19 protein-coding genes and 2 tRNA genes are annotated in these 16,957 nt (G+C 69.1%); 10 read left to right on the top strand and 11 right to left on the bottom strand.

Features of this window, described 5'->3' with window-relative positions; all coding sequences use genetic code 11:
- Positions 1 to 32: 32 nt before the first annotated feature.
- The 3 genes from K3A85_RS00450 to rnd all read right to left on the bottom strand — a co-directional run bounded on the left by K3A85_RS00450 (position 33) and on the right by rnd (position 2,657).
- A complete protein-coding gene (locus K3A85_RS00450; RefSeq protein ID WP_225204526.1) occupies positions 33 to 419 on the bottom strand; it encodes a signal transduction protein in 387 nt (128 codons plus the stop codon).
- A 70-nt stretch (positions 420 to 489) separates the two neighbouring features.
- On the bottom strand, positions 490 to 1,386 hold the full coding sequence (locus K3A85_RS00445; protein ID WP_225204525.1) for a hydrogen peroxide-inducible genes activator: 897 nt from the start codon (positions 1,384 to 1,386) through the stop codon (positions 490 to 492).
- Entirely contained in the window at positions 1,383 to 2,657 is a 1,275-nt protein-coding gene (rnd, locus tag K3A85_RS00440) for a ribonuclease D (RefSeq protein ID WP_225204524.1), read from the bottom strand. The genes K3A85_RS00445 and rnd overlap by 4 nt, the downstream gene beginning before the upstream one ends.
- Positions 2,658 to 2,821: 164 nt before the next feature.
- Between rnd and aspS the strand changes: the two genes are divergently transcribed.
- From aspS to mltG, 4 genes are all read left to right on the top strand, one after another.
- Positions 2,822 to 4,603 (top strand): aspartate--tRNA ligase, encoded by a 1,782-nt coding sequence (gene aspS, locus K3A85_RS00435; protein ID WP_225204523.1) that lies wholly within the window; start codon positions 2,822 to 2,824, stop codon positions 4,601 to 4,603.
- Between the two features lie 121 nt (positions 4,604 to 4,724).
- The gene (locus tag K3A85_RS00430) at positions 4,725 to 4,961 is read left to right on the top strand and encodes an acyl carrier protein (protein ID WP_169492034.1); all 237 of its coding nucleotides are present in this window, start codon (positions 4,725 to 4,727) and stop codon (positions 4,959 to 4,961) included.
- Between the two features lie 250 nt (positions 4,962 to 5,211).
- Positions 5,212 to 6,468: a beta-ketoacyl-ACP synthase II gene (gene fabF, locus K3A85_RS00425; RefSeq protein ID WP_225204522.1), complete on the top strand. Its 1,257-nt coding sequence runs from the start codon at positions 5,212 to 5,214 to the stop codon at positions 6,466 to 6,468.
- Positions 6,469 to 6,506: 38 nt separating this feature from the next.
- On the top strand, positions 6,507 to 7,490 hold the full coding sequence (gene mltG / locus K3A85_RS00420) for an endolytic transglycosylase MltG (RefSeq protein ID WP_225204521.1): 984 nt from the start codon (positions 6,507 to 6,509) through the stop codon (positions 7,488 to 7,490).
- Positions 7,491 to 7,506: 16 nt separating this feature from the next.
- Here the strand turns inward: mltG and K3A85_RS00415 are convergent, their stop codons facing one another.
- A complete protein-coding gene (locus tag K3A85_RS00415; protein WP_225204520.1) occupies positions 7,507 to 8,319 on the bottom strand; it encodes a hypothetical protein in 813 nt (270 codons plus the stop codon).
- A 137-nt stretch (positions 8,320 to 8,456) separates the two neighbouring features.
- Complete coding sequence (locus K3A85_RS00410) at positions 8,457 to 8,858, bottom strand: hypothetical protein (RefSeq protein WP_225204519.1); 402 nt, start codon at positions 8,856 to 8,858, stop codon at positions 8,457 to 8,459.
- A 222-nt stretch (positions 8,859 to 9,080) separates the two neighbouring features.
- Here K3A85_RS00410 and K3A85_RS00405 point away from each other — a divergent pair, with 222 nt between their 5' ends.
- The 3 genes from K3A85_RS00405 (at position 9,081) to K3A85_RS00395 (ending at position 10,977) form a co-directional block, all read left to right on the top strand.
- Positions 9,081 to 9,611: a peroxiredoxin gene (locus K3A85_RS00405; protein WP_225204518.1), complete on the top strand. Its 531-nt coding sequence runs from the start codon at positions 9,081 to 9,083 to the stop codon at positions 9,609 to 9,611.
- A gap of 42 nt (positions 9,612 to 9,653) precedes the next feature.
- Positions 9,654 to 10,187, top strand: coding sequence for a 2'-5' RNA ligase family protein (locus K3A85_RS00400; RefSeq protein WP_225204517.1), 534 nt, complete (start codon positions 9,654 to 9,656; stop codon positions 10,185 to 10,187).
- A 124-nt stretch (positions 10,188 to 10,311) separates the two neighbouring features.
- The gene (locus tag K3A85_RS00395; protein ID WP_225204516.1) at positions 10,312 to 10,977 is read left to right on the top strand and encodes an alpha/beta family hydrolase; all 666 of its coding nucleotides are present in this window, start codon (positions 10,312 to 10,314) and stop codon (positions 10,975 to 10,977) included.
- A gap of 66 nt (positions 10,978 to 11,043) precedes the next feature.
- Here the strand turns inward: K3A85_RS00395 and K3A85_RS00390 are convergent.
- The 4 genes from K3A85_RS00390 to K3A85_RS00375 form a co-directional block, all read right to left on the bottom strand.
- Positions 11,044 to 11,120, bottom strand: a tRNA-Met gene (locus K3A85_RS00390).
- Between the two features lie 213 nt (positions 11,121 to 11,333).
- Positions 11,334 to 11,408 (bottom strand) — tRNA-Thr (locus K3A85_RS00385).
- Between the two features lie 29 nt (positions 11,409 to 11,437).
- Complete coding sequence (locus tag K3A85_RS00380; protein WP_318248053.1) at positions 11,438 to 12,322, bottom strand: hypothetical protein; 885 nt, start codon at positions 12,320 to 12,322, stop codon at positions 11,438 to 11,440.
- A complete protein-coding gene (locus K3A85_RS00375) occupies positions 12,319 to 13,647 on the bottom strand; it encodes a replication-associated recombination protein A (RefSeq protein ID WP_225204515.1) in 1,329 nt (442 codons plus the stop codon). The genes K3A85_RS00380 and K3A85_RS00375 overlap by 4 nt, the downstream gene beginning before the upstream one ends.
- 106 nt (positions 13,648 to 13,753) lie before the next feature.
- On the opposite strand from K3A85_RS00375, the gene K3A85_RS00370 reads away from it, so the two are divergent.
- The 3 genes from K3A85_RS00370 (at position 13,754) to K3A85_RS00360 (ending at position 15,289) form a co-directional block, all read left to right on the top strand.
- Positions 13,754 to 14,428 (top strand): PadR family transcriptional regulator, encoded by a 675-nt coding sequence (locus K3A85_RS00370; protein ID WP_225204514.1) that lies wholly within the window; start codon positions 13,754 to 13,756, stop codon positions 14,426 to 14,428.
- A 5-nt stretch (positions 14,429 to 14,433) separates the two neighbouring features.
- Positions 14,434 to 14,775 carry a DUF2218 domain-containing protein gene (locus K3A85_RS00365; protein WP_225204513.1) on the top strand — a complete coding sequence of 114 codons (342 nt, stop codon included), beginning with the start codon at positions 14,434 to 14,436 and terminating at the stop codon, positions 14,773 to 14,775.
- 67 nt (positions 14,776 to 14,842) lie between these two features.
- Positions 14,843 to 15,289, top strand: coding sequence for a hypothetical protein (locus tag K3A85_RS00360; protein ID WP_225204512.1), 447 nt, complete (start codon positions 14,843 to 14,845; stop codon positions 15,287 to 15,289).
- 10 nt (positions 15,290 to 15,299) lie between these two features.
- Here K3A85_RS00360 and K3A85_RS00355 read toward each other — a convergent pair whose 3' ends face one another.
- Complete coding sequence (locus K3A85_RS00355) at positions 15,300 to 16,520, bottom strand: glycosyltransferase family 4 protein (protein ID WP_225204511.1); 1,221 nt, start codon at positions 16,518 to 16,520, stop codon at positions 15,300 to 15,302.
- Between the two features lie 59 nt (positions 16,521 to 16,579).
- Positions 16,580 to 16,954: a hypothetical protein gene (locus K3A85_RS00350; protein ID WP_225204510.1), complete on the bottom strand. Its 375-nt coding sequence runs from the start codon at positions 16,952 to 16,954 to the stop codon at positions 16,580 to 16,582.
- Positions 16,955 to 16,957: the final 3 nt, after the last annotated feature.

Below are 16,957 nucleotides of genomic sequence, written 5' to 3'. Positions count from 1 at the left end.
GCGGGCGGCCGGACCGGCGCCCGGCCGGGCCATCAGCCCCCCAGCCGACGCGGCGGCGGCGACGGGTGCGCCGGCGGCGCCTCGTTGGCATCGCTGCCGGGCTCGCCTGCCTCGCCTCCCGCGGCCCCCGGCGCGGCGGCGCTGCGCGGATCGACCTCGATGCCGAAGCGCGCGTCCTCGACCCAGCGTACCACGCCCCACAGCGGCGCGATGTCGGGAAGCGCGATGCGCACCTGCGCGCCGACCGGCGGGGCACCCTGCGCGCAGCGGGCGAGCACCCCGCTCGCCGAGACGTTTTCCACCACCACGCTGCAGGTGGATCCGTCCTCGCGCGTCAGCACGACCGGCGCCAGAACCTTGCGGCGGCGCGGGCGCGGCACCGGGGTGGCGCGGAACAGCGACTTGTCGACGATGGCCATGACCGCCTGCCTAGCAGGCGTGGGATGATCCGCCGATGCGCAGCCCCGCACGTAGTTCTGCGTAGCGCGGTCAGCCCGCCCGCAGCTCCTGGCCGAGCAGGCGGAACTCGGCGCTGCGCGGGCTGTTGCGGCGCCAGACCAGCGCGATCTCGCGGAAGGCGTGGTCGGCCTTGAGCGGCCGCGCGACGATCTGCGTATCGTGGAGGATGCCCGCCTCGATCGCCATTTCGGGCAGCATGGTGAGCCCAAGGCCATTGTCGACCATCTGCACCAGCGTGTGCAAGGACGTGCCGATCACGCCCGCGCTCGCGCGCAGTTCGGGCCGGTTGCAGGCGGCGAGCGCGTGTTCCTTGAGGCAGTGCCCGTCCTCGAGCAACAGCAGCCGGTTTTCGTCGATCACCGCAGGGCTGACCACCTCGGGCGGGTCGCGCGGGTCGTCCTTGGGGAAGGCCACGAACAGGCGGTCGTCGAACAGGTGCTCGACCTCGACTTCGCCGGTGGCGAACGGCAGCGCGAGCAGCACGCAGTCGGCGCGGCCGTGGTGCAGCGATTCGATCGCCGCCGCGCTCGGCTCCTCGCGAAGGAACAGCTTGAGCTGCGGCCGCTCCTGCCGCAGCCGGGGCAGGATGCGCGGCAGCAGGAATGGCGCGATCGTCGGGATCACGCTCATCCGCAATTCGCCGACCAGCGGCGCGCCGTGGCTCTGCACCAGCTCGGACAGTTCCTCGGCCTCGCGCAGCAGGCGGTGCGCCTTGGCCACGACCTGGTTGCCGAGCGGCGTGAAGCGCACCACCCGGCGGGTGCGCTCGACCAGCGTCACGCCGAGCAGCGATTCGAGTTCGCGCAGGCCCGCCGAAAGCGTCGACTGCGAGACGAAGCACGAATCAGCGGCGCGCCCGAAGTGGCCGTGTTCGTGCAGCGCGACAAGGTATTGCAGCTGCTTGAGCGTGGGAAGGTAGGTGCTCATTCCGTCTCGGTGGCGGATCCGTCGGGCGTACCTTCGGCGACGAACAGCGGCGCATCCTCGTCGTCCTCGACGACCGGGGCGGGCGTCTCGCGCTCGCCGCCGATCTTGTCGATGTGCGCCATCTTGAGCTTGCCCTTGACCACCGCGAAGGCGAGCTTGCCTTCGACCAGTTCGAGCGCATCACGACCGAACTGCTCGAAGCGCCAGCCTTCGAGGATGGGCAGGTTCTTGCGCTGCCCGGCGGCGAGCAGTTCGAGATCGTCGCTGCGCGCGAGCAGCCGCGCGGCGATGTCGATCTCGCGGCTGCGGATCTTGAGCAGCAGCTTGAGCAGGTCGGCGACCAGCGCGCCTTCCTTGCCGAGCGGCGCCCCGCGCGGGGTGCGCGGCGGCATTTCGTCGTCGCGCAGGGGCTTTGCCGCCTCGAGGCACTGCATCAGGCGGCGGCCGATGTCGTTGTCCTTCCACCCGGCCGAGAGACCGCGCACTTTGGCGAGTTCGGCCTGTTCGCGCGGCGGGTGGCTGGCGATGTCGGCCAGTGTTTCATCGCGCATGATCCGGCCGCGCGGGATGTTCTTGTCCATCGCCTCGGCCTCGCGCCAGGCAGCGAGCGCCTTGAGGCGCCCGAGCACCGAGGCGTTGCGGCTCGGCGCGCGGATCTTCTGCCACACCGTGTCGGGATCGCTGCGGTAGTTCTCCGGGTCCGCCAGCTTCTCCATCTCGATGTCGAGCCATTCGCCGCGGCCGGTCTTGATCAGCCGCTTGAGCATCTTGGGGAAGATTTTGGAGAGGTGGGTGACGTCGCCGATGGCGTATTCGATCTGCCGCTCCGTCAGCGGGCGGCGCCCCCAGTCGGTGAAACGCGCGCCCTTGTCGATGGAAAAGCCGAGCCAGCTTTCCACCAGGTTGGAATAGCCGATCTGCTCGCTCTGGCTGATCGCCATCATCGCGATCTGGGTATCGAAGATCGGGTGCGGGGTCTTGCCGGTCAGGTTGTAGATGATCTCCACGTCCTGCCCGCCGGCGTGGAAGACCTTGAGCACGTCCTCGTTGTCGACCAGCAGGTCGAGCAGCGGCGACAGGTCGATCCCCGGCGCCATCGGGTCGATCGCGGCTGCCTCGTTCTCGTCCGCGATCTGCACCAGGCAGAGCTCGGGGAAGTAGGTGTTCTCGCGCATGAACTCGGTGTCGACCGTGACGAACTTGGCCTTGGCCAGTCGCTCGCACAAGTCGGCGAGCGCATCGCTCGTGGTGATCAGCGGGTGTATCTTCATCGTTCTTTTCTGTATTGGGGCGACCGGATCGCTCCGGCCCGCCCTTCGTGGTGGCCCCGTCCGGGGCCTTCGGCTTGACAAAACCGCGGCCATCGCCTCTTGGCCGCGCCCGTGATATCAGCCCGTGTCCCTGCCCGATTGCAGGGCGATTGGAAAGAGTTTCGATGCACCCTTATCGTTCCCACACCTGCGGCGCGCTCGTGCGCGGTGACGTCGGACAGGCCGTCCGCCTCTCGGGCTGGGTGCACCGCAAGCGCGACCACGGCGGCGTGCTGTTCGTCGACCTGCGCGACCACTACGGCATCACCCAGATCGTCGCCGACAGCGACAGCCCCGCGCTCTCGGTGCTCGAAGGCGTCCGCGTCGAAAGCGTCGTCACCATCGAGGGCGAGGTCAAGGCGCGCAACGAAGCGACGATCAACCCGAACCTGTCGACCGGCGAGATCGAGGTCTTCGCCCGCGCCGCGACGGTGATCTCGGCCGCCGAAGAACTGCCGCTGCCGGTCGCCGGCGAGCAGGAGTACCCCGAGGATATCCGCCTGCGCTATCGCTTCCTCGACCTGCGCCGCGAAACGCTCCACGCCAACATCGTCACCCGCACCAAGGTGATCCGCGACATGCGCCGGCGCATGGAGGATGCAGGCTTCACCGAGTATTCGACGCCGATCCTGACCGCGTCCAGCCCCGAAGGCGCGCGCGACTTCCTCGTGCCGAGCCGCATCCACCCGGGCAAGTTCTATGCGCTGCCGCAGGCGCCGCAGCAGTACAAGCAGTTGCTGATGGTCGCAGGGTTCGACCGCTACTTCCAGATCGCGCCCTGCTTCCGCGACGAGGACCCGCGCGCCGACCGCCTGCCGGGCGAGTTCTACCAGCTCGACCTTGAAATGAGCTTCGTCACCCAGGAGGAAGTCTGGGAAACGATGGAGCCGGTGATCGGTGGCGTGTTCGAGGCGTTTGCCAACGGCAAGTCGGTCACCCCCACCGGCAGCTTCCCGCGCATCGCCTACGACGATGCGATGCTCAAGTACGGCTCGGACAAGCCGGACCTGCGCAACCCGCTGATCATCCGCGACGTGACGGGCGAGTTCACCCAGTCGGGCTTCGGCCTGTTCGAGAAGATCGTCGGTTCAGGCGGCAAGGTTCGCCTGATCCCGGCGCCGAACACCGCCGACAAGAGCCGCAAATTCTTCGACGAGATGAACGACTGGGCCCGCGCCGAAGGTCACGCAGGGCTCGGCTACGTCACCCGCAAGGGCGGCGTGTTCGGCGGCCCGATCGCCAAGAACCACGGCGAGGAGCGCATGGCCGCGCTCTATGACGCGCTGGGCCTCGGGCCGGACGACGGCTGCTTCTTCGCCGCGGGCAAGGAAGAACAGGCCGCCAAGCTGGCGGGCGCGGCGCGCACACGCGTGGGCGAACAGCTCGGCCTGATCGACAAGGACCGCTTCGAGCTGTGCTGGATCGTCGACTTCCCGTTCTACGAATGGGACGAAGACAACAAGAAGGTCGAATTCAGCCACAACCCGTTCTCGATGCCGCAGGGCGGGATGGACGCGCTGACCAACCAGGATCCGCTGACGATCAAGGCGTTCCAGTACGATCTCGTCTGTAACGGCTACGAGATCGCATCGGGTTCGATCCGCAACCAGAGCCCCGAGACGATGGTCAAGGCGTTCGAGATCGTCGGCCTGACCAAGGCCGACGTCGAGGAGCGCTTCGGCGGCCTCTACCGCGCCTTCCAGTACGGCGCGCCGCCGCACGGCGGCATGGCGGCGGGCGTCGACCGCATCGTCATGCTGATCTGCGGCGTGCAGAACTTGCGCGAGATTTCGCTGTTCCCGATGAACCAGCGCGCCGAGGACCTGCTGATGGGCGCGCCCACGCCGGCTGAGCCCAAGCAGCTGCGCGAATTGAGCCTGCGCACGGTCGAACAGCCCAAGGCCTGAGGCCCGCCGACAGCGACCGTTTGTCGAGAGCCGCAGCCTGCCACTTGCCAGCCTGCCCTGCGCCCATTAGGGCGATGGGCTGATCGAGATACCCAACACAGTTCCTCAAAGGGGCATAATAATGAGCGATACCGCCGACCGCGTTAAGAAGATCGTCGTCGAGCACCTGGGCGTCGAGGCCGAGAAGGTCACCGAAGACGCCAGCTTCATCGACGACCTGGGCGCCGACTCGCTCGACATCGTCGAGCTGGTCATGGCGTTCGAGGAAGAATTCGGCGTCGAGATCCCGGACGATGCGGCCGAGAAGATCGCCACCGTCTCGGACGCGATCAAGTACATCGACGAAAACAAGGGCTGATCGCCCGGCGTTTCGCCGATAGACCCCGTTCGCCCCGCGCCTGTTGTTGCCAGTCCTCAGCGGCCGGCCCGATCGGCGCGGCAGGCGGGGGACGGGGGTTCGACAGGCTCAGCCCGGACGGGTTGGGCCTGTTGTCTTTCCGGCCCGTTGATCCTTCCGGGGCCGTTTTGATCGCAGGCACGGGCACTCGCGCCTTGCCGTTTGGTCACTTCGGCTTACCTGAACCTGCATAGTCGTTTCGGAGCACAATATGCGTCGTGTCGTCGTAACCGGTCTTGGCCTCGTCACCCCGCTCGGCGCGGACGTCGAGACCACCTGGGCCAACCTGCTCGCCGGCAAGTCCGGGGCAGGGCCGATCACCCGGTTCGACACCACCGGCCAGAAGTGCCTGATCGCCTGCGAAGTGAAGCCGGCCGATCACGAATACGGCTTCGATGCGGGCAAGCGCGTCGACCACAAGATCCAGCGCCAGGTCGATCCGTTCATCGTCTACGGCATCGATGCGGCGGGCCAGGCGCTCGAGGACGCCGGCCTCGTCGACATGGACGACGACCTCAAGATGCGCACCGGCTGCTCGATCGGTTCGGGCATCGGCGGGCTTCCGGGCATCGAATCGGAATCGATCGTGCTGCACGAAAAGGGGCCGGGCCGCGTGTCCCCCCACTTCGTCCACGGCCGCCTGATCAACCTGATCTCGGGCCAGGTCTCGATCAAGTACGGCCTGATGGGCCCCAACCACGCCGTCGTCACCGCCTGCTCGACCGGCGCGCACTCGATCGGCGATGCCGCGCGCATGATCAAGGACGGCGATGCCGACGTGATGCTGGCGGGCGGTGCCGAAAGCACGATCAATCCGCTCGGTGTTGCCGGCTTCGCCCAGGCGCGCGCGCTCAACTGCAGCTTCAACGACCGCCCGACCGAAGCCAGCCGCCCCTACGACAAGGACCGCGACGGCTTCGTCATGGGCGAGGGCGCGGGCGTCGTCGTGCTCGAGGAATACGAGCACGCCAAGGCGCGCGGCGCCAAGATCTACGCCGAAGTCGTCGGCTATGGCCTGTCGGGCGATGCCTACCACGTCACCGCGCCGCACCCCGAAGGCAAGGGCGCCGAACTCGCGATGCGCATGGCGCTGCGCAAGGCCGGGCTCGAGGCGGGCGACATCGACTATGTCAACGCCCATGGCACCTCGACCATGGCCGACACGATCGAGCTCGCTGCGGTCAAGCGCGTGCTGGGCGATGATCTGTCGGGCGCGTCGATGAGCAGCACCAAGTCGGCCATCGGCCACCTGCTGGGCGGTGCCGGCGCGGTCGAGACGATCTTCTGCATCCTCGCCATCCGCGACCAGATCGTTCCGCCCACGCTCAACCTGCATAACCCCGACGAAGGCACCGAGGGCGTCGACCTCGTGCCGCTGGTGGCGAAGAAGCGCACCGTGCGCGCGGCGCTGAACAACTCGTTCGGCTTCGGCGGCACCAACGCCAGCGTCATCGTCAAGGCGATCTGAGGCGGGCTTTGGCCCGCCACAGGAACAGGAGAGCGCGCGTGAAGAAGCGTCCCGGCAAGCTCGCGATCCTCGCCCTTGCCGTGGCGCTGGTCGTCGCGGGTTGGCTCGTCCATTTCTTCTACGGCTGGTACGGCCCCGGGCCGCTGGGCAAGGAGACCGCGTTCGTGGTGCCCTCCGGCGCTTCGCTCGGCAGTGTCGCGCCGGAACTCGAGCGCGAAGGCGTCGTCGCCTCGGCGGCAACCTTCCGCGCCCGCGCGCGCCTGCTCGGCGGCAAGGAGCCGATCAAGGCGGGCGAGTTCACCATTCCCGCCGGCGCCAGCGGGTCGCTGGTGCTGCGCATCCTCCAGGGCCAGGAAGGCGTCACCCAGCGCCTTGTCACCGTGCCCGAGGGCATGCCTGCGGTGATGGTGCGCGAGCGCCTGCTCGCCCAGCCGCTGCTGACCGGGCCGGTGGGCGAGATCGCCGAAGGCTCGATCCTGCCCGACAGCTACGATTTCCAGCGCGGCGAACCCCGCGCCGCGCTGCTTGCGCGGATGCAGAAGGCGATGGACCGTACCCTCGCCGAGCTTTGGGCCACGCGCGGCAAGGACACGGTAGCCAGGACCCCGCGCGAAGCGCTGATCCTCGCTTCGATCGTCGAGAAGGAGACCGGCAAGCCATCGGAACGCAAGATGGTCGCCGGGCTTTATTCGAACCGCCTGCGCACCGGCATGCTGCTCCAGGCCGATCCCACGATCATCTACCCGATCACCAAGGGCAAGCCGCTGGGCCGCCGCATCCGCCAGTCGGAAATCCAGGCGGTTAACGGCTACAACACCTATACCATGACCGGGCTGCCCGAAGGCCCGATCACCAATCCGGGGCGCGATTCGATCGAGGCGGTGCTGCACCCGGCGCAGACCAAGGCGCTCTACATGGTCGCCGACGGCACCGGCGGCCACGTCTTTGCCGACACTTTGCCGCAGCACAACGCCAACGTCGCCAAGTGGTTCGCCATCCGTCGCGCCCGCGGCGAGCTCTGACGCGCGCTTCCTGCGATCAGCCCTTGGGGATGCCGATCACGTGCGTCCCATCGGCGACGAACACCCCGCGCGCGACCTGTTGCGTCACCGCAGCGATATTGTTCGCCAGCACTTCGGCGAGCGGCATGCCCCGCGGCGATTCGCCGGGCAGGCGGTCGGCGAGCGCGAGCATCTGCTCGGCGATCTGCGGGGTCATGATGCCGGCCACCGGGTAGATCACCGGCTGCGCCATCTCGTGGTAGCGCGCCGCCTGGCTGGCGTTGATCGTCACCGCGGTGACCGTCGCGGCGAAGAACGCGGCATCGCCCCGCGCGAATTCGGCGGGCGAGGGAGTGGCGCCGCTGCCGATCGCGCCTTCGGGCACCGGCGGCAGCGCGGGCACGGACGGCGCGGGCGGCGGCGTGAACAGGCCGGGCAGGCCATCGCCGGTGATCGACATGGTGGTGGCGAGGACCGGCGCGATCGCCTGCTGCACGGCGCGCGCGGTGTTGTCGCCGACGCTGTCGAGCAGCACGGTGCGGATCAGCCGCGCCGGCGCAGTGCGCGCCCGGTTGCCGGTGAGCGGCGCGCTCGAGCGGAACGCCGGGGTGCCGTTGCCGCCCGACGAGGACGAGCCGCCCGGCGTCGTCTCGAAGCCGTTGCCGACGATGATCGACACGCCCCCGGGCGAGGCGTAGTCCCACGCGCTCGCCATGTCAGGCGCTGCTCCGCCGGCGCCGGCACCGGCGCCTGCACCGGCGGCCGCCGTCTGCGCCTGCGCGCTTCCTGCCAGCGCGAGCGCGCAGAGCAAGCCGACCGCGGCGCTCCGCACCGATCCGGCTGCGTGCATGACCCTGTCCTCCACCGCGCGGATCGCGGTGCTGCGGGTCTAGGGCCGGCGTCGCTGCACAAAGCCGAAGCGCGCCCTCCGGCGCATCACCGGGGGTGCGGAGAGGATTGGGTAACGATAGTTCGGCGGGCGCGCGCTCAGTTGGCGACGAGCGAGACGATCACCGCGCTGCCGGTGGCGGCCGAGGGAATCACCACTCCGCCCGCACGCAGCGAGACGCCCGCAGGCTCGGCCCCGTTCCCCGCGTTGACAAGGGTGTTGTAGTTGTAGGTCAGCACGCGGTTGTCGTTGACCTGGATCACCGCGCGCGACGACCCGGTGCTGAGCCGCACCGAGGTCTCGGGCATCCCCGGCGCGGCGCCGGGGTTCTGCAGCGACATCGGCGCGATGCTGTCGGTCTTGCCCGCCGGATGGAAGTCGGCCGGGGCGATCGAGGCAAGCGCGCCGAACCCCGAACCGATCGCCTGGGCGAGAACCGGCGCGGGCAGCGCGGCCAGCGCGAGGCCGGCCAGCATGATGATCCGGGTTTGGCGGGTCATGGCGGTCCTTTTCACCGTGTTCGATTGCAGCGAATATGGATTAATACTTAGTGAGGCGCAACGCTGCTGTAAATTTCACCAATTCCGCACGCCTTCGATTGGCGCGATGCTTGATTCGGCTCTCCCGCAACCGGCTTAGGAACCCGGCGCGGTGGGCGCGCATTGAGCGGGCAACCGCCGGTGCTCGCCCTGCGCGTGCCCGCCCGAAGGAGACCTCCTGCGATGATCGACCGCCAGATCCCCGACGTCGTCCTCAAGACCCGCGTTCGCGACGAAAGCGTCGGTGGCGACAACCCCTTCCGCTGGCAGGACTTGCGCGTGCGCGACGCCTTCGCCGGCAGGAAGGTGGTGCTGTTCTCGCTGCCCGGCGCCTTCACCCCCACCTGCAGCAACGAACAATGCCCCGCCTTCGAGCGGCTCTACGACGAGCTGCGCGCGGCGGGCGCCGACGAGGTCTACTGCATCGCGGTCAACGATGCCTTCGTCATGTACCAGTGGGGCAAGCACCTCGGGCTCGAGCGGGTCAAGCTCCTGCCCGACGGCTCGGGCCACTTCACGCGCCGCATGGGCATGCTGATCGACAAGGACCATTTGGGCTTCGGCTTGCGCTCGTGGCGCTATGCCGCGATCATCGACGACAACCGGGTGACCGCCTGGTTCGAGGAACCGGGCATCAACGACGAAGGCGCCGACGACGATCCCTATGGCGAGACCAGCCCGGAAAAGGTGCTCGAGGCCCTGCGCGCCGGCTGACATGGCGGCGGGCGCGGCGGCTGATCGGGCGGGGGGCGCGCCGTGACCGCTCGCGACCTTCCCGCGCGCCCGCCGCTGGTGATCACCGCCACGCTGCCCGACGACCTTCAGGGCTGGGCCGAGGGCTTGCGCCGCGCGCACTTCCCGCCCGAGCGCAATTACCTGGCCGCCCACGTCACGCTGTTCCACGCGCTGCCGGCGATGGTTGAGGACGAGGCGCGCTCGGTGCTCTCGCGCCTTTGCGCCGAAACCCCGCCGCCGCCGGCGCGGCTCGAAGCGATCATGAACCTTGGCGGCGGCACCGCCTTTGCCATCGCCAGCCCCGCGATGCTCGATCTGCGCGCTGCCATCGCCGAACGCTTCCACGGCCTGCTGACCGGGCAGGACGGTCATGCCCCGCGGCTCCACGTAACCGTGCAGAACAAGGTCACTGCGGCAGAGGCGCGCAGGCTGCAGGCCGCGCTCGCCGCGCAGTTCCGCCCCCGCGACTTCGCCTTCGCCGGGCTCGAACTTCACCGGTACTTCGGCGGCCCCTGGCAGAAGCTTGGCGCCTGGACCTTCCGCGGGCGACGCTGATGGCGCGTCGCGGGAGGTTCTACGGCAGGCAAGCATATGGTATCACTGGAGAATGGTCAGCTCTGTCGGGATCGTTTTCGTCGGACGAAGCAATCGCGAGAAGCGATCCGAAGTTTTCCCCAAGTTGGCAGAGGCGCTTGCCGACGGCCGCTTCTCGGTCATGTCGTTCGTCCCCGCGCGCGTCCAGGTGCTGGATCAGATCGACGAGCGCTTGGCGCGGCTGGCGCCCAGGATCGCGGCGAGCGCGGGGCCGCGGCACCGTCTGCACCACCGCATCATGCGCTTTGTCGTCAAGGCGGCGATGGTTGTGTGGACCAAGCCGCATTGGGACTTCGTGGCCGCCTCGTTCCGGCCGAAGCCGTTCACCGTGGCGCGTGAGCTCGACCGCTTTCTCGAGCGCGCCCCGTTCGCCCGGGTCCACCTCATCACCCATTCGGCGGGCGGGATCTCCGCCACGAAAATCGCGGCAAATCCCAAGATCGCCAGCATCTGCTGCTTCGGCTACCCGTTCATGCATCCCCGGTCGGGGCCGGAGAGCTACCGCACCCGGCACCTTGCTTCGACGACCAAACCCCTGCTGATCGTCCAAGGAAGATCTGACGAATACGCGCCTGCCCCGACCGACCTCAACGCAATGCTCCCGGCCCATGCGGCCGTTATCGCGGTCGATTGCGATCACGATTATGCCGAGATCCCCGATACACAGTTCGAGGCGGTGTTGCGCGCGCTGCGCGCGCTCGTGGCCGAACCTGCCGGCGAACCGATGCTCCAGCCGACGCACAGCGCGTGAGCGCGCCGTGTTCCCGACCGAAGATTGCCTTCGGCCAGCGTCGGCGGTGCGCAAGGTCTGGCGAGATGGTAGCGGAGGAGGGACTCGAACCCCCGACACGCGGATTATGATTCCGCTGCTCTAACCGACTGAGCTACTCCGCCCCAAAAGCGCGCCGGGCCTCGATGCCCATGCGCGGGGTAGGGGGCGCACATAGGGGGCAGGGAAGGGCTGGTCAACCGTGTAAATGCCGCCGCGAGCACCGCATGTCCCGATCCCGCGCTCGATCGCCGCTTGAGGCCTTCGGGCGCCAGTCCATCCCCATGCAGCCCCGCTGCGCATCGAAGGCTCGAGGGTGTTCGCTACGCCTTGGGGATTGGTGCCGGCTGAGGGATTTGAACCCCCGACCTTCGGTTTACAAAACCGCTGCACTACCACTGTGCTAAGCCGGCCCACCGTGCGGTGCGCCATGCGCATAGCCTTACCTTGCGCCGAAGGTCCAGCCCTCGGTGCGCGCAATCTCGTCCGTGAGGCCGGCGGGGCGCCACAGGGCGGGGTCGTGCGCCACCTTGCGCAACCACGCCGCGGTGAGGATCGCGTCGGTGCTGTGGTCGTCGTACTTGTCCAACGGACGATGGGGATCGGAGTCGAGCGCGGACAGCACTGCGTCGAGCGTTTGCGGATCGCGGACCTTGCTGAGGCCCTTGCGCATCCCCCCGGCGCGCGCCGCGATCGAGGTGTAGATTTCGACGACCAGCGGGCCCTTGGCCGGAACGGGGTCGAACGGCCAGACCGGGATGGCTCGCTCCAGCCGGTGCAGCATGCGCATGCCGGTCAGGCTCGATTTGCCGACCTGCGCGGCGCCGACGAGATTGAAGCAACTGACCGGACTGACCCCGGCGAGGCGCTGGCGGTGCTCGACCATACGGAACCGTCCGGCTCCGCCGCCGAAGGCGCTACCGGTCTGGTCGCGATTGCGGAAATGGTCACGCAAGCGGTCCCGCAACGGGAACGACGAGGCGGCAAGGTGCGGCTCGTGGGCGCAGAGCCGGTCGATCATGGCCCACAAGGCCGGGGCGTCTGCCGGGCTCTCCTCCTGACCGGGGAAGTAGGCGCCGGCATCGGCGAACGGCAGGGCAGGGGACAGATCGAGGCCGACCAGCATGCGCGTGCCGCCCGCCGCGTGGCGTTGCAGCCAATCGAGCACGCCGATGCGGGACCAGCCCTTGTCGGGTCGCAGCAGCACCGGCGCGCGGCGTCCGGGCTCGCACCATGCGACGGCCAGTCCGGGCGGGCGCGCCACGGCGGCGCCAGACCAGTCGACGCAGGCGAAAACATCGAAATCGACCATGCTGTCGGGCCTCACCCGCGCTCCCGGCGCTTCTTGTCCCACCATTCGAGCCGCTTGCTCACCTCGCGCTCGAACCCGCGTTCCACCGGGCGGTAGAAGGTCTGCGGCGCCATGTCCTCGGGCCAGTAGTCCGCGCCCGAAAAGCCGTCCTCGGCATCGTGGTCATAGGCGTAGTCCTTCCCATAGCCGATGTCCTTCATCAGCTTGGTCGGCGCGTTGAGGATGTTGGCAGGCGGGCTCAGCGATCCCGTATCGCGCGCCGACTTCCACGCCGCCCTCTGCGCGGTGTAGGCGGCGTTCGATTTCGGCGCCGTGGCAAGGTAGAGGCAGGCCTGCACGATCGCCAGTTCGCCTTCGGGGCTGCCGAGGAAGTCGTAGGCGTCCTTGGCGGCAAGGCACTGCACCAGCGCCTGCGGATCGGCCAGGCCCACGTCCTCGCTGGCAAAGCGCACCAGCCGCCGCAGCACGTAGAGCGGCTCCTCGCCCGCCACCAGCATCCGCGCCAGGTAATAGAGCGCCGCCTGCGGGTCCGATCCGCGCAGCGATTTGTGCAGCGCGCTGATCAGGTTGTAGTGCCCGTCGCGATCCTTGTCGTAGACCGCCACGCGCCGCATCAGGAACTTCGAAAGGCCAGCGGGATCGAGCGGTTCGGGCAGCGATACGTCGAACAGCGTCTCGGCCTGCCCCAGCAGGAAGCGCCCGTCGCCATCGGCCGATGCGATCAGCGCCTCGCGCGCCGCCGGGGTCAGCGGCAGGCGCAGGCCGGTGTGCTCTTCGGCGCGCGACAGCAGCGCGCCCAGCGCCTCGGCGTCCAGCCGGTGTAGGATCAGCACTTGCGCGCGGGAAAGGAGCGCGGCGTTCAGGGCAAAGCTCGGGTTCTCGGTCGTCGCGCCGACCAGCGTCACCGTGCCCTTTTCGACGAAGGGCAGGAAGCCGTCCTGCTGCGCGCGGTTGAAGCGGTGGATCTCGTCCACGAACAGCAGTGTCTTGCGGCCGGCGCCCCCGCCCATTTGGGCCATCGCCTCGGCCTCGGCGAACACCTTCTTCAGGTCGGCCACGCCCGAAAACACCGCGCTGATCGCCACGTAGCGCATGCCCACCGCATCGGCGAGCAGGCGGGCGATGCTGGTCTTGCCGGTGCCCGGCGGACCCCACAGGATCATGCTCGAAAGCTTGCCCGCCGCCACCATCCGCCCGATCGCGCCGTCCGCGCCGGTCAGGTGTTCCTGCCCGATCACTTCTGAAAGTTCGCGCGGACGCAGCCGGTCGGCCAGCGGAGCGGCCTCATCGGCGGCGGGGCGGGGCGTATCCTGCGGGGGCGGGGCGAAAAGGTCGGCCATGGCGTCCTCTCCCACATAGGACCTGCGATGGGGAATTGCATCCTTGCCCTTGCAAAGAGTGTTTAAAGATATATCTTAGAGCCATCGAATCGAACTAGGAGTTATCATGCGCTTCGAACATGGCGGACATCCGCGCCACGGCCAGATGGGCCACAGGATGATGAAGAAGATGGCCATGGCTGGGTTCGGCCGCGGCTTTGGCGGAGCCTTCGGTGCGGGTCGCTTCGACGATGACGGAGAAGGCTTCGGCGGGGGCTTCGGCTTCGGCGGCGGGCGTCACGGCGGCCGCCATGGCGGGGGTCCGCGCGGCGGTGGCCGCATGGGCCGGATGTTCGCCCCGGGCGAACTGCGCCTGTTCCTGCTCCACCTGCTCGGCGAACAGCAGCGCCACGGATACGAACTGATCAAGGCAATCGAGGAACTGACCGGCGGCATTTATGCGCCGAGCCCGGGCGTTGTGTACCCCACGCTCAACCTGCTCGTCGACGAAGGCCTGATCGCCGAAGTTCCCGGCGAAGGCGCGCGCAAGGCCTTTGCCGCCACCGACGAAGGCCGTGCCGAACTCGCGGGCAAGGATGAAGCCATCGCCGCGATCCGCGCTCGCCTCGAAGGCCTTGCCGAAATGCGCGGCCGCGAAGCCAGCCCTCCGGTGCTGCGCGCGATGAGCAACCTCAAGCTCGCGCTGCGCCAGCGCGCCTTTGCCGGCGCGCTCGACAAGGACGTCGCCCACCAGATTGCCGACATCATCGACGATGCGGCGCGCAAGATTGAAAGGCTCTGACGGCCATGACCGACACCGCTTCCCCCGCCACCTGCTCCAGCACCGCGCGGGTGCCGACCGCCAGCGCCTCGCGCTACCTCCAGCAGCTGTGCAAGCACTGGGCCCACAACCTCGCGGTCGAGTTCGACGAGCATCGCGGGCGCGTCACCTTTCCGCGCGATGCCCGTGGCGCGGCCTGGGCGGGCGACGCGGTGGTCGGTTTCCTTGCCGAGCCCGAGGCGCTCATCTGCACGATCGAAGCGAGCGAGCCGGGGCAGCGCGACGGGCTCAAGGGTGCGGTCGCGCGGCACCTCGACCGCTTCGCCTTCCGCGAGGCGCCGCTCGCGTTCGACTGGATCGACGGCTGACGTTGCCGCAGGCGCGGGAGAGGCGTATTGTGTCTCCTGCGCCCTGTCGCATGGGGGGAGTCCCGCAATGGTCCGCACTGCACCTGCCCGGCCCCGCGCCGCCGCGCCCTGGCACCTCTGGGCCGTGGCCGCGATCGGCCTGCTGTGGAACGCCTTCGGCTGCTACGACTACCTGATGAGCAAGCTCGAGCCCGAGAGCTACTTCCGCGAGATGGGGCTGGGGCCGGACATGATCGCCTACATGGCGGCCTTCCCGGCCTGGCTCACCGCGTTCTGGGCGCTGGGGGTGTGGGGCTCGCTCGCCGGCTCGGTGCTGCTGCTCGCGCGGTCGCGGCTGGCGGTGGCCGCCTTCGCGCTCTCGCTGCTGGGCCTTGCGGTGAGCCAGGGCTCGCAGATGACCTGGCTCGCCCCGCCGCAGCAGCCGCCGTTGGCGGTGGTCGTGACGATCTGGGCGGCGCTTGCGTTCTTCCTCGCTTATGCCGCCGCGATGCGGCGCGCCGGCGTGCTCGGCTGAGGCGCCGCGCTCAGCCGCCGGCCATGCGTTTCTTCTTCTGGCGGATCAGTCGCAGATAGGTGTCCGCCACCGCCTGGTTGATCCGGTCCCAGCTGAATTCGAGGCTGCGCTCCTCGCCCGCCGCGCCGTGGGCCGCGCGCAAGGCGCCGTCCTCGACGTAGCAGCGCAGGGCTTCCGCAAACTGGCGCACCGCGCCCGGGGTGATCAGGCGGCCCGAGACGTGGTCGTCGACGAGGCTCTGGCTGCCGGTCGCCGCTGCCGCCACCACCGGCACGCCGCAGGCCATCGCCTCGAGCGTGACGTTGCCGAAGGTTTCGGTGATCGAGGGGTTGAACAGCACGTCCATGCTGGCGACCGCGCGGCCGAGGTCGGCGCCGCCTTGGAAGCCGGCGAAGACCGCCCGGGGCAGGCGCTCGGTGAACCAGTCGCGCGCGGGGCCTTCGCCCACCACCAGCACCTTGTGCGCGATGCCGCGGCGCTCGAGCTGGTCGATCGTGTCGGAAAAGACGTCGAGCCCCTTTTCCATGACCAGCCGGCCGAGGAAGCCGATCACCACGTCGTCGTCGCCGATGCCGAGGCTGCGGCGCCAGGCGAGGTCGCGGCGGGAGGGGTTGAAGATGTCGCGATCGACGCCGCGCGACCAGATGTCGATGTCGTAGTTCATGCGCTGGTCGCGCAGCACCTGGGCCATCGATTCCGAAGGGGCGACGAGCGCGTCGCAACGGCGGTAGAAGCGGCGTAGCATGGCTTCGAGCACGGGCTCGAGGAAGGCCATGTTGTAGTAGCGCGGATAGGTCTCGAAGCGGGTGTGGACCGAGGCGAGGATCGGCAGGCCCCGCCGTCGCGCCCAGGTCACCGCGCGGTGGGCGGCGATGTCGGGCGAGGAGACGTGCACCACCTGCGGCGCGAAGCGGGCAAGGTCGCGGCGCACCCGGGGAGACAGTGCCATCGGCACGCGGTATTCGGCGCGGCCGGGAATGGCGAGCGCCGGCACGCCGATCAGCTCGCCGGTCGGCTCGAACGCCGGGTTGGCGACCTTGGGGGCATAGACGCGCACTTCGGCGCCTTGGCGCAGGAGGTAGCCGACCAGCCGGTTGAGCGCCTGGTTGGCGCCGTCGCGGACGTAGTTGTAATTGCCGCTGAACAGCGCGACGCGCAGGCCCTCGAGGGGGAGGGCGCGAGGGAGGGGGGTGGCGCGGGCGAGCGGGGTGGAAGTGTCCGACGGGTCCATCCGCCGCGCCATAGCCCTCCCGCCGCTTCTTGGCGAGAGGGCGGCAGGCGCGCGTTCGCCTACCAGCCGCGGCGGCGCCAGCCGTCGCGGTCGTAGCCGCGCCAGTCCCGGTAATGGCGGTAGCGGTCGTCGTCACGATAGCGATAGTCGCCGCGCCAGGCCGGCGCGTTGTAGTAGTACCCGCCGCGGTTGTAGCGCGGGTAGGCGTAATAGCCGCGCTCGCGGTAGTAGGGGCCCCGGTCGCCGTGGTCCGAGGCGATCGCCGCGCCGAGCGCGAGGCCGATGATGCCCGCGCCGATGGCGATGGCGGCCTCGTCGCCGCCGCTGCCGCCGCGATCGTAGTAGCCGTCGTGGGCCTGCGCCGGCGCCGCGGTCGCGGCGAGGGTGGAGGCGGCAAGTCCGAGCGCGAGCGCGCCCTTCTTCACAAGGTTCATGGG

This window comes from Novosphingobium huizhouense (genome assembly GCF_020179475.1).
In the GTDB taxonomy this organism is placed as follows: Bacteria; Pseudomonadota; Alphaproteobacteria; order Sphingomonadales; family Sphingomonadaceae; genus Novosphingobium; species Novosphingobium huizhouense.
Note: the sequence above shows the minus strand (reverse complement) of the source record. Positions and strands in the feature narration are given on the sequence as shown.

Coding starts and splice junctions, on each gene's coding strand:
- K3A85_RS00410 (WP_225204519.1), bottom strand. CDS start 8,858: ATGACCCGCCAAACCCGGATCATCATGCTGGCCGGCCTCGCGCTGGCC.
- K3A85_RS00360 (WP_225204512.1), top strand. CDS start 14,843: ATGGTCCGCACTGCACCTGCCCGGCCCCGCGCCGCCGCGCCCTGGCAC.
- K3A85_RS00445 (WP_225204525.1), bottom strand. CDS start 1,386: ATGAGCACCTACCTTCCCACGCTCAAGCAGCTGCAATACCTTGTCGCG.
- K3A85_RS00350 (WP_225204510.1), bottom strand. CDS start 16,954: ATGAACCTTGTGAAGAAGGGCGCGCTCGCGCTCGGACTTGCCGCCTCC.
- rnd (WP_225204524.1), bottom strand. CDS start 2,657: ATGAAGATACACCCGCTGATCACCACGAGCGATGCGCTCGCCGACTTG.
- K3A85_RS00430 (WP_169492034.1), top strand. CDS start 4,725: ATGAGCGATACCGCCGACCGCGTTAAGAAGATCGTCGTCGAGCACCTG.
- K3A85_RS00365 (WP_225204513.1), top strand. CDS start 14,434: ATGACCGACACCGCTTCCCCCGCCACCTGCTCCAGCACCGCGCGGGTG.
- K3A85_RS00405 (WP_225204518.1), top strand. CDS start 9,081: ATGATCGACCGCCAGATCCCCGACGTCGTCCTCAAGACCCGCGTTCGC.
- K3A85_RS00415 (WP_225204520.1), bottom strand. CDS start 8,319: ATGCACGCAGCCGGATCGGTGCGGAGCGCCGCGGTCGGCTTGCTCTGC.
- K3A85_RS00355 (WP_225204511.1), bottom strand. CDS start 16,520: ATGGACCCGTCGGACACTTCCACCCCGCTCGCCCGCGCCACCCCCCTC.
- K3A85_RS00370 (WP_225204514.1), top strand. CDS start 13,754: ATGCGCTTCGAACATGGCGGACATCCGCGCCACGGCCAGATGGGCCAC.
- fabF (WP_225204522.1), top strand. CDS start 5,212: ATGCGTCGTGTCGTCGTAACCGGTCTTGGCCTCGTCACCCCGCTCGGC.
- aspS (WP_225204523.1), top strand. CDS start 2,822: ATGCACCCTTATCGTTCCCACACCTGCGGCGCGCTCGTGCGCGGTGAC.
- K3A85_RS00375 (WP_225204515.1), bottom strand. CDS start 13,647: ATGGCCGACCTTTTCGCCCCGCCCCCGCAGGATACGCCCCGCCCCGCC.
- K3A85_RS00450 (WP_225204526.1), bottom strand. CDS start 419: ATGGCCATCGTCGACAAGTCGCTGTTCCGCGCCACCCCGGTGCCGCGC.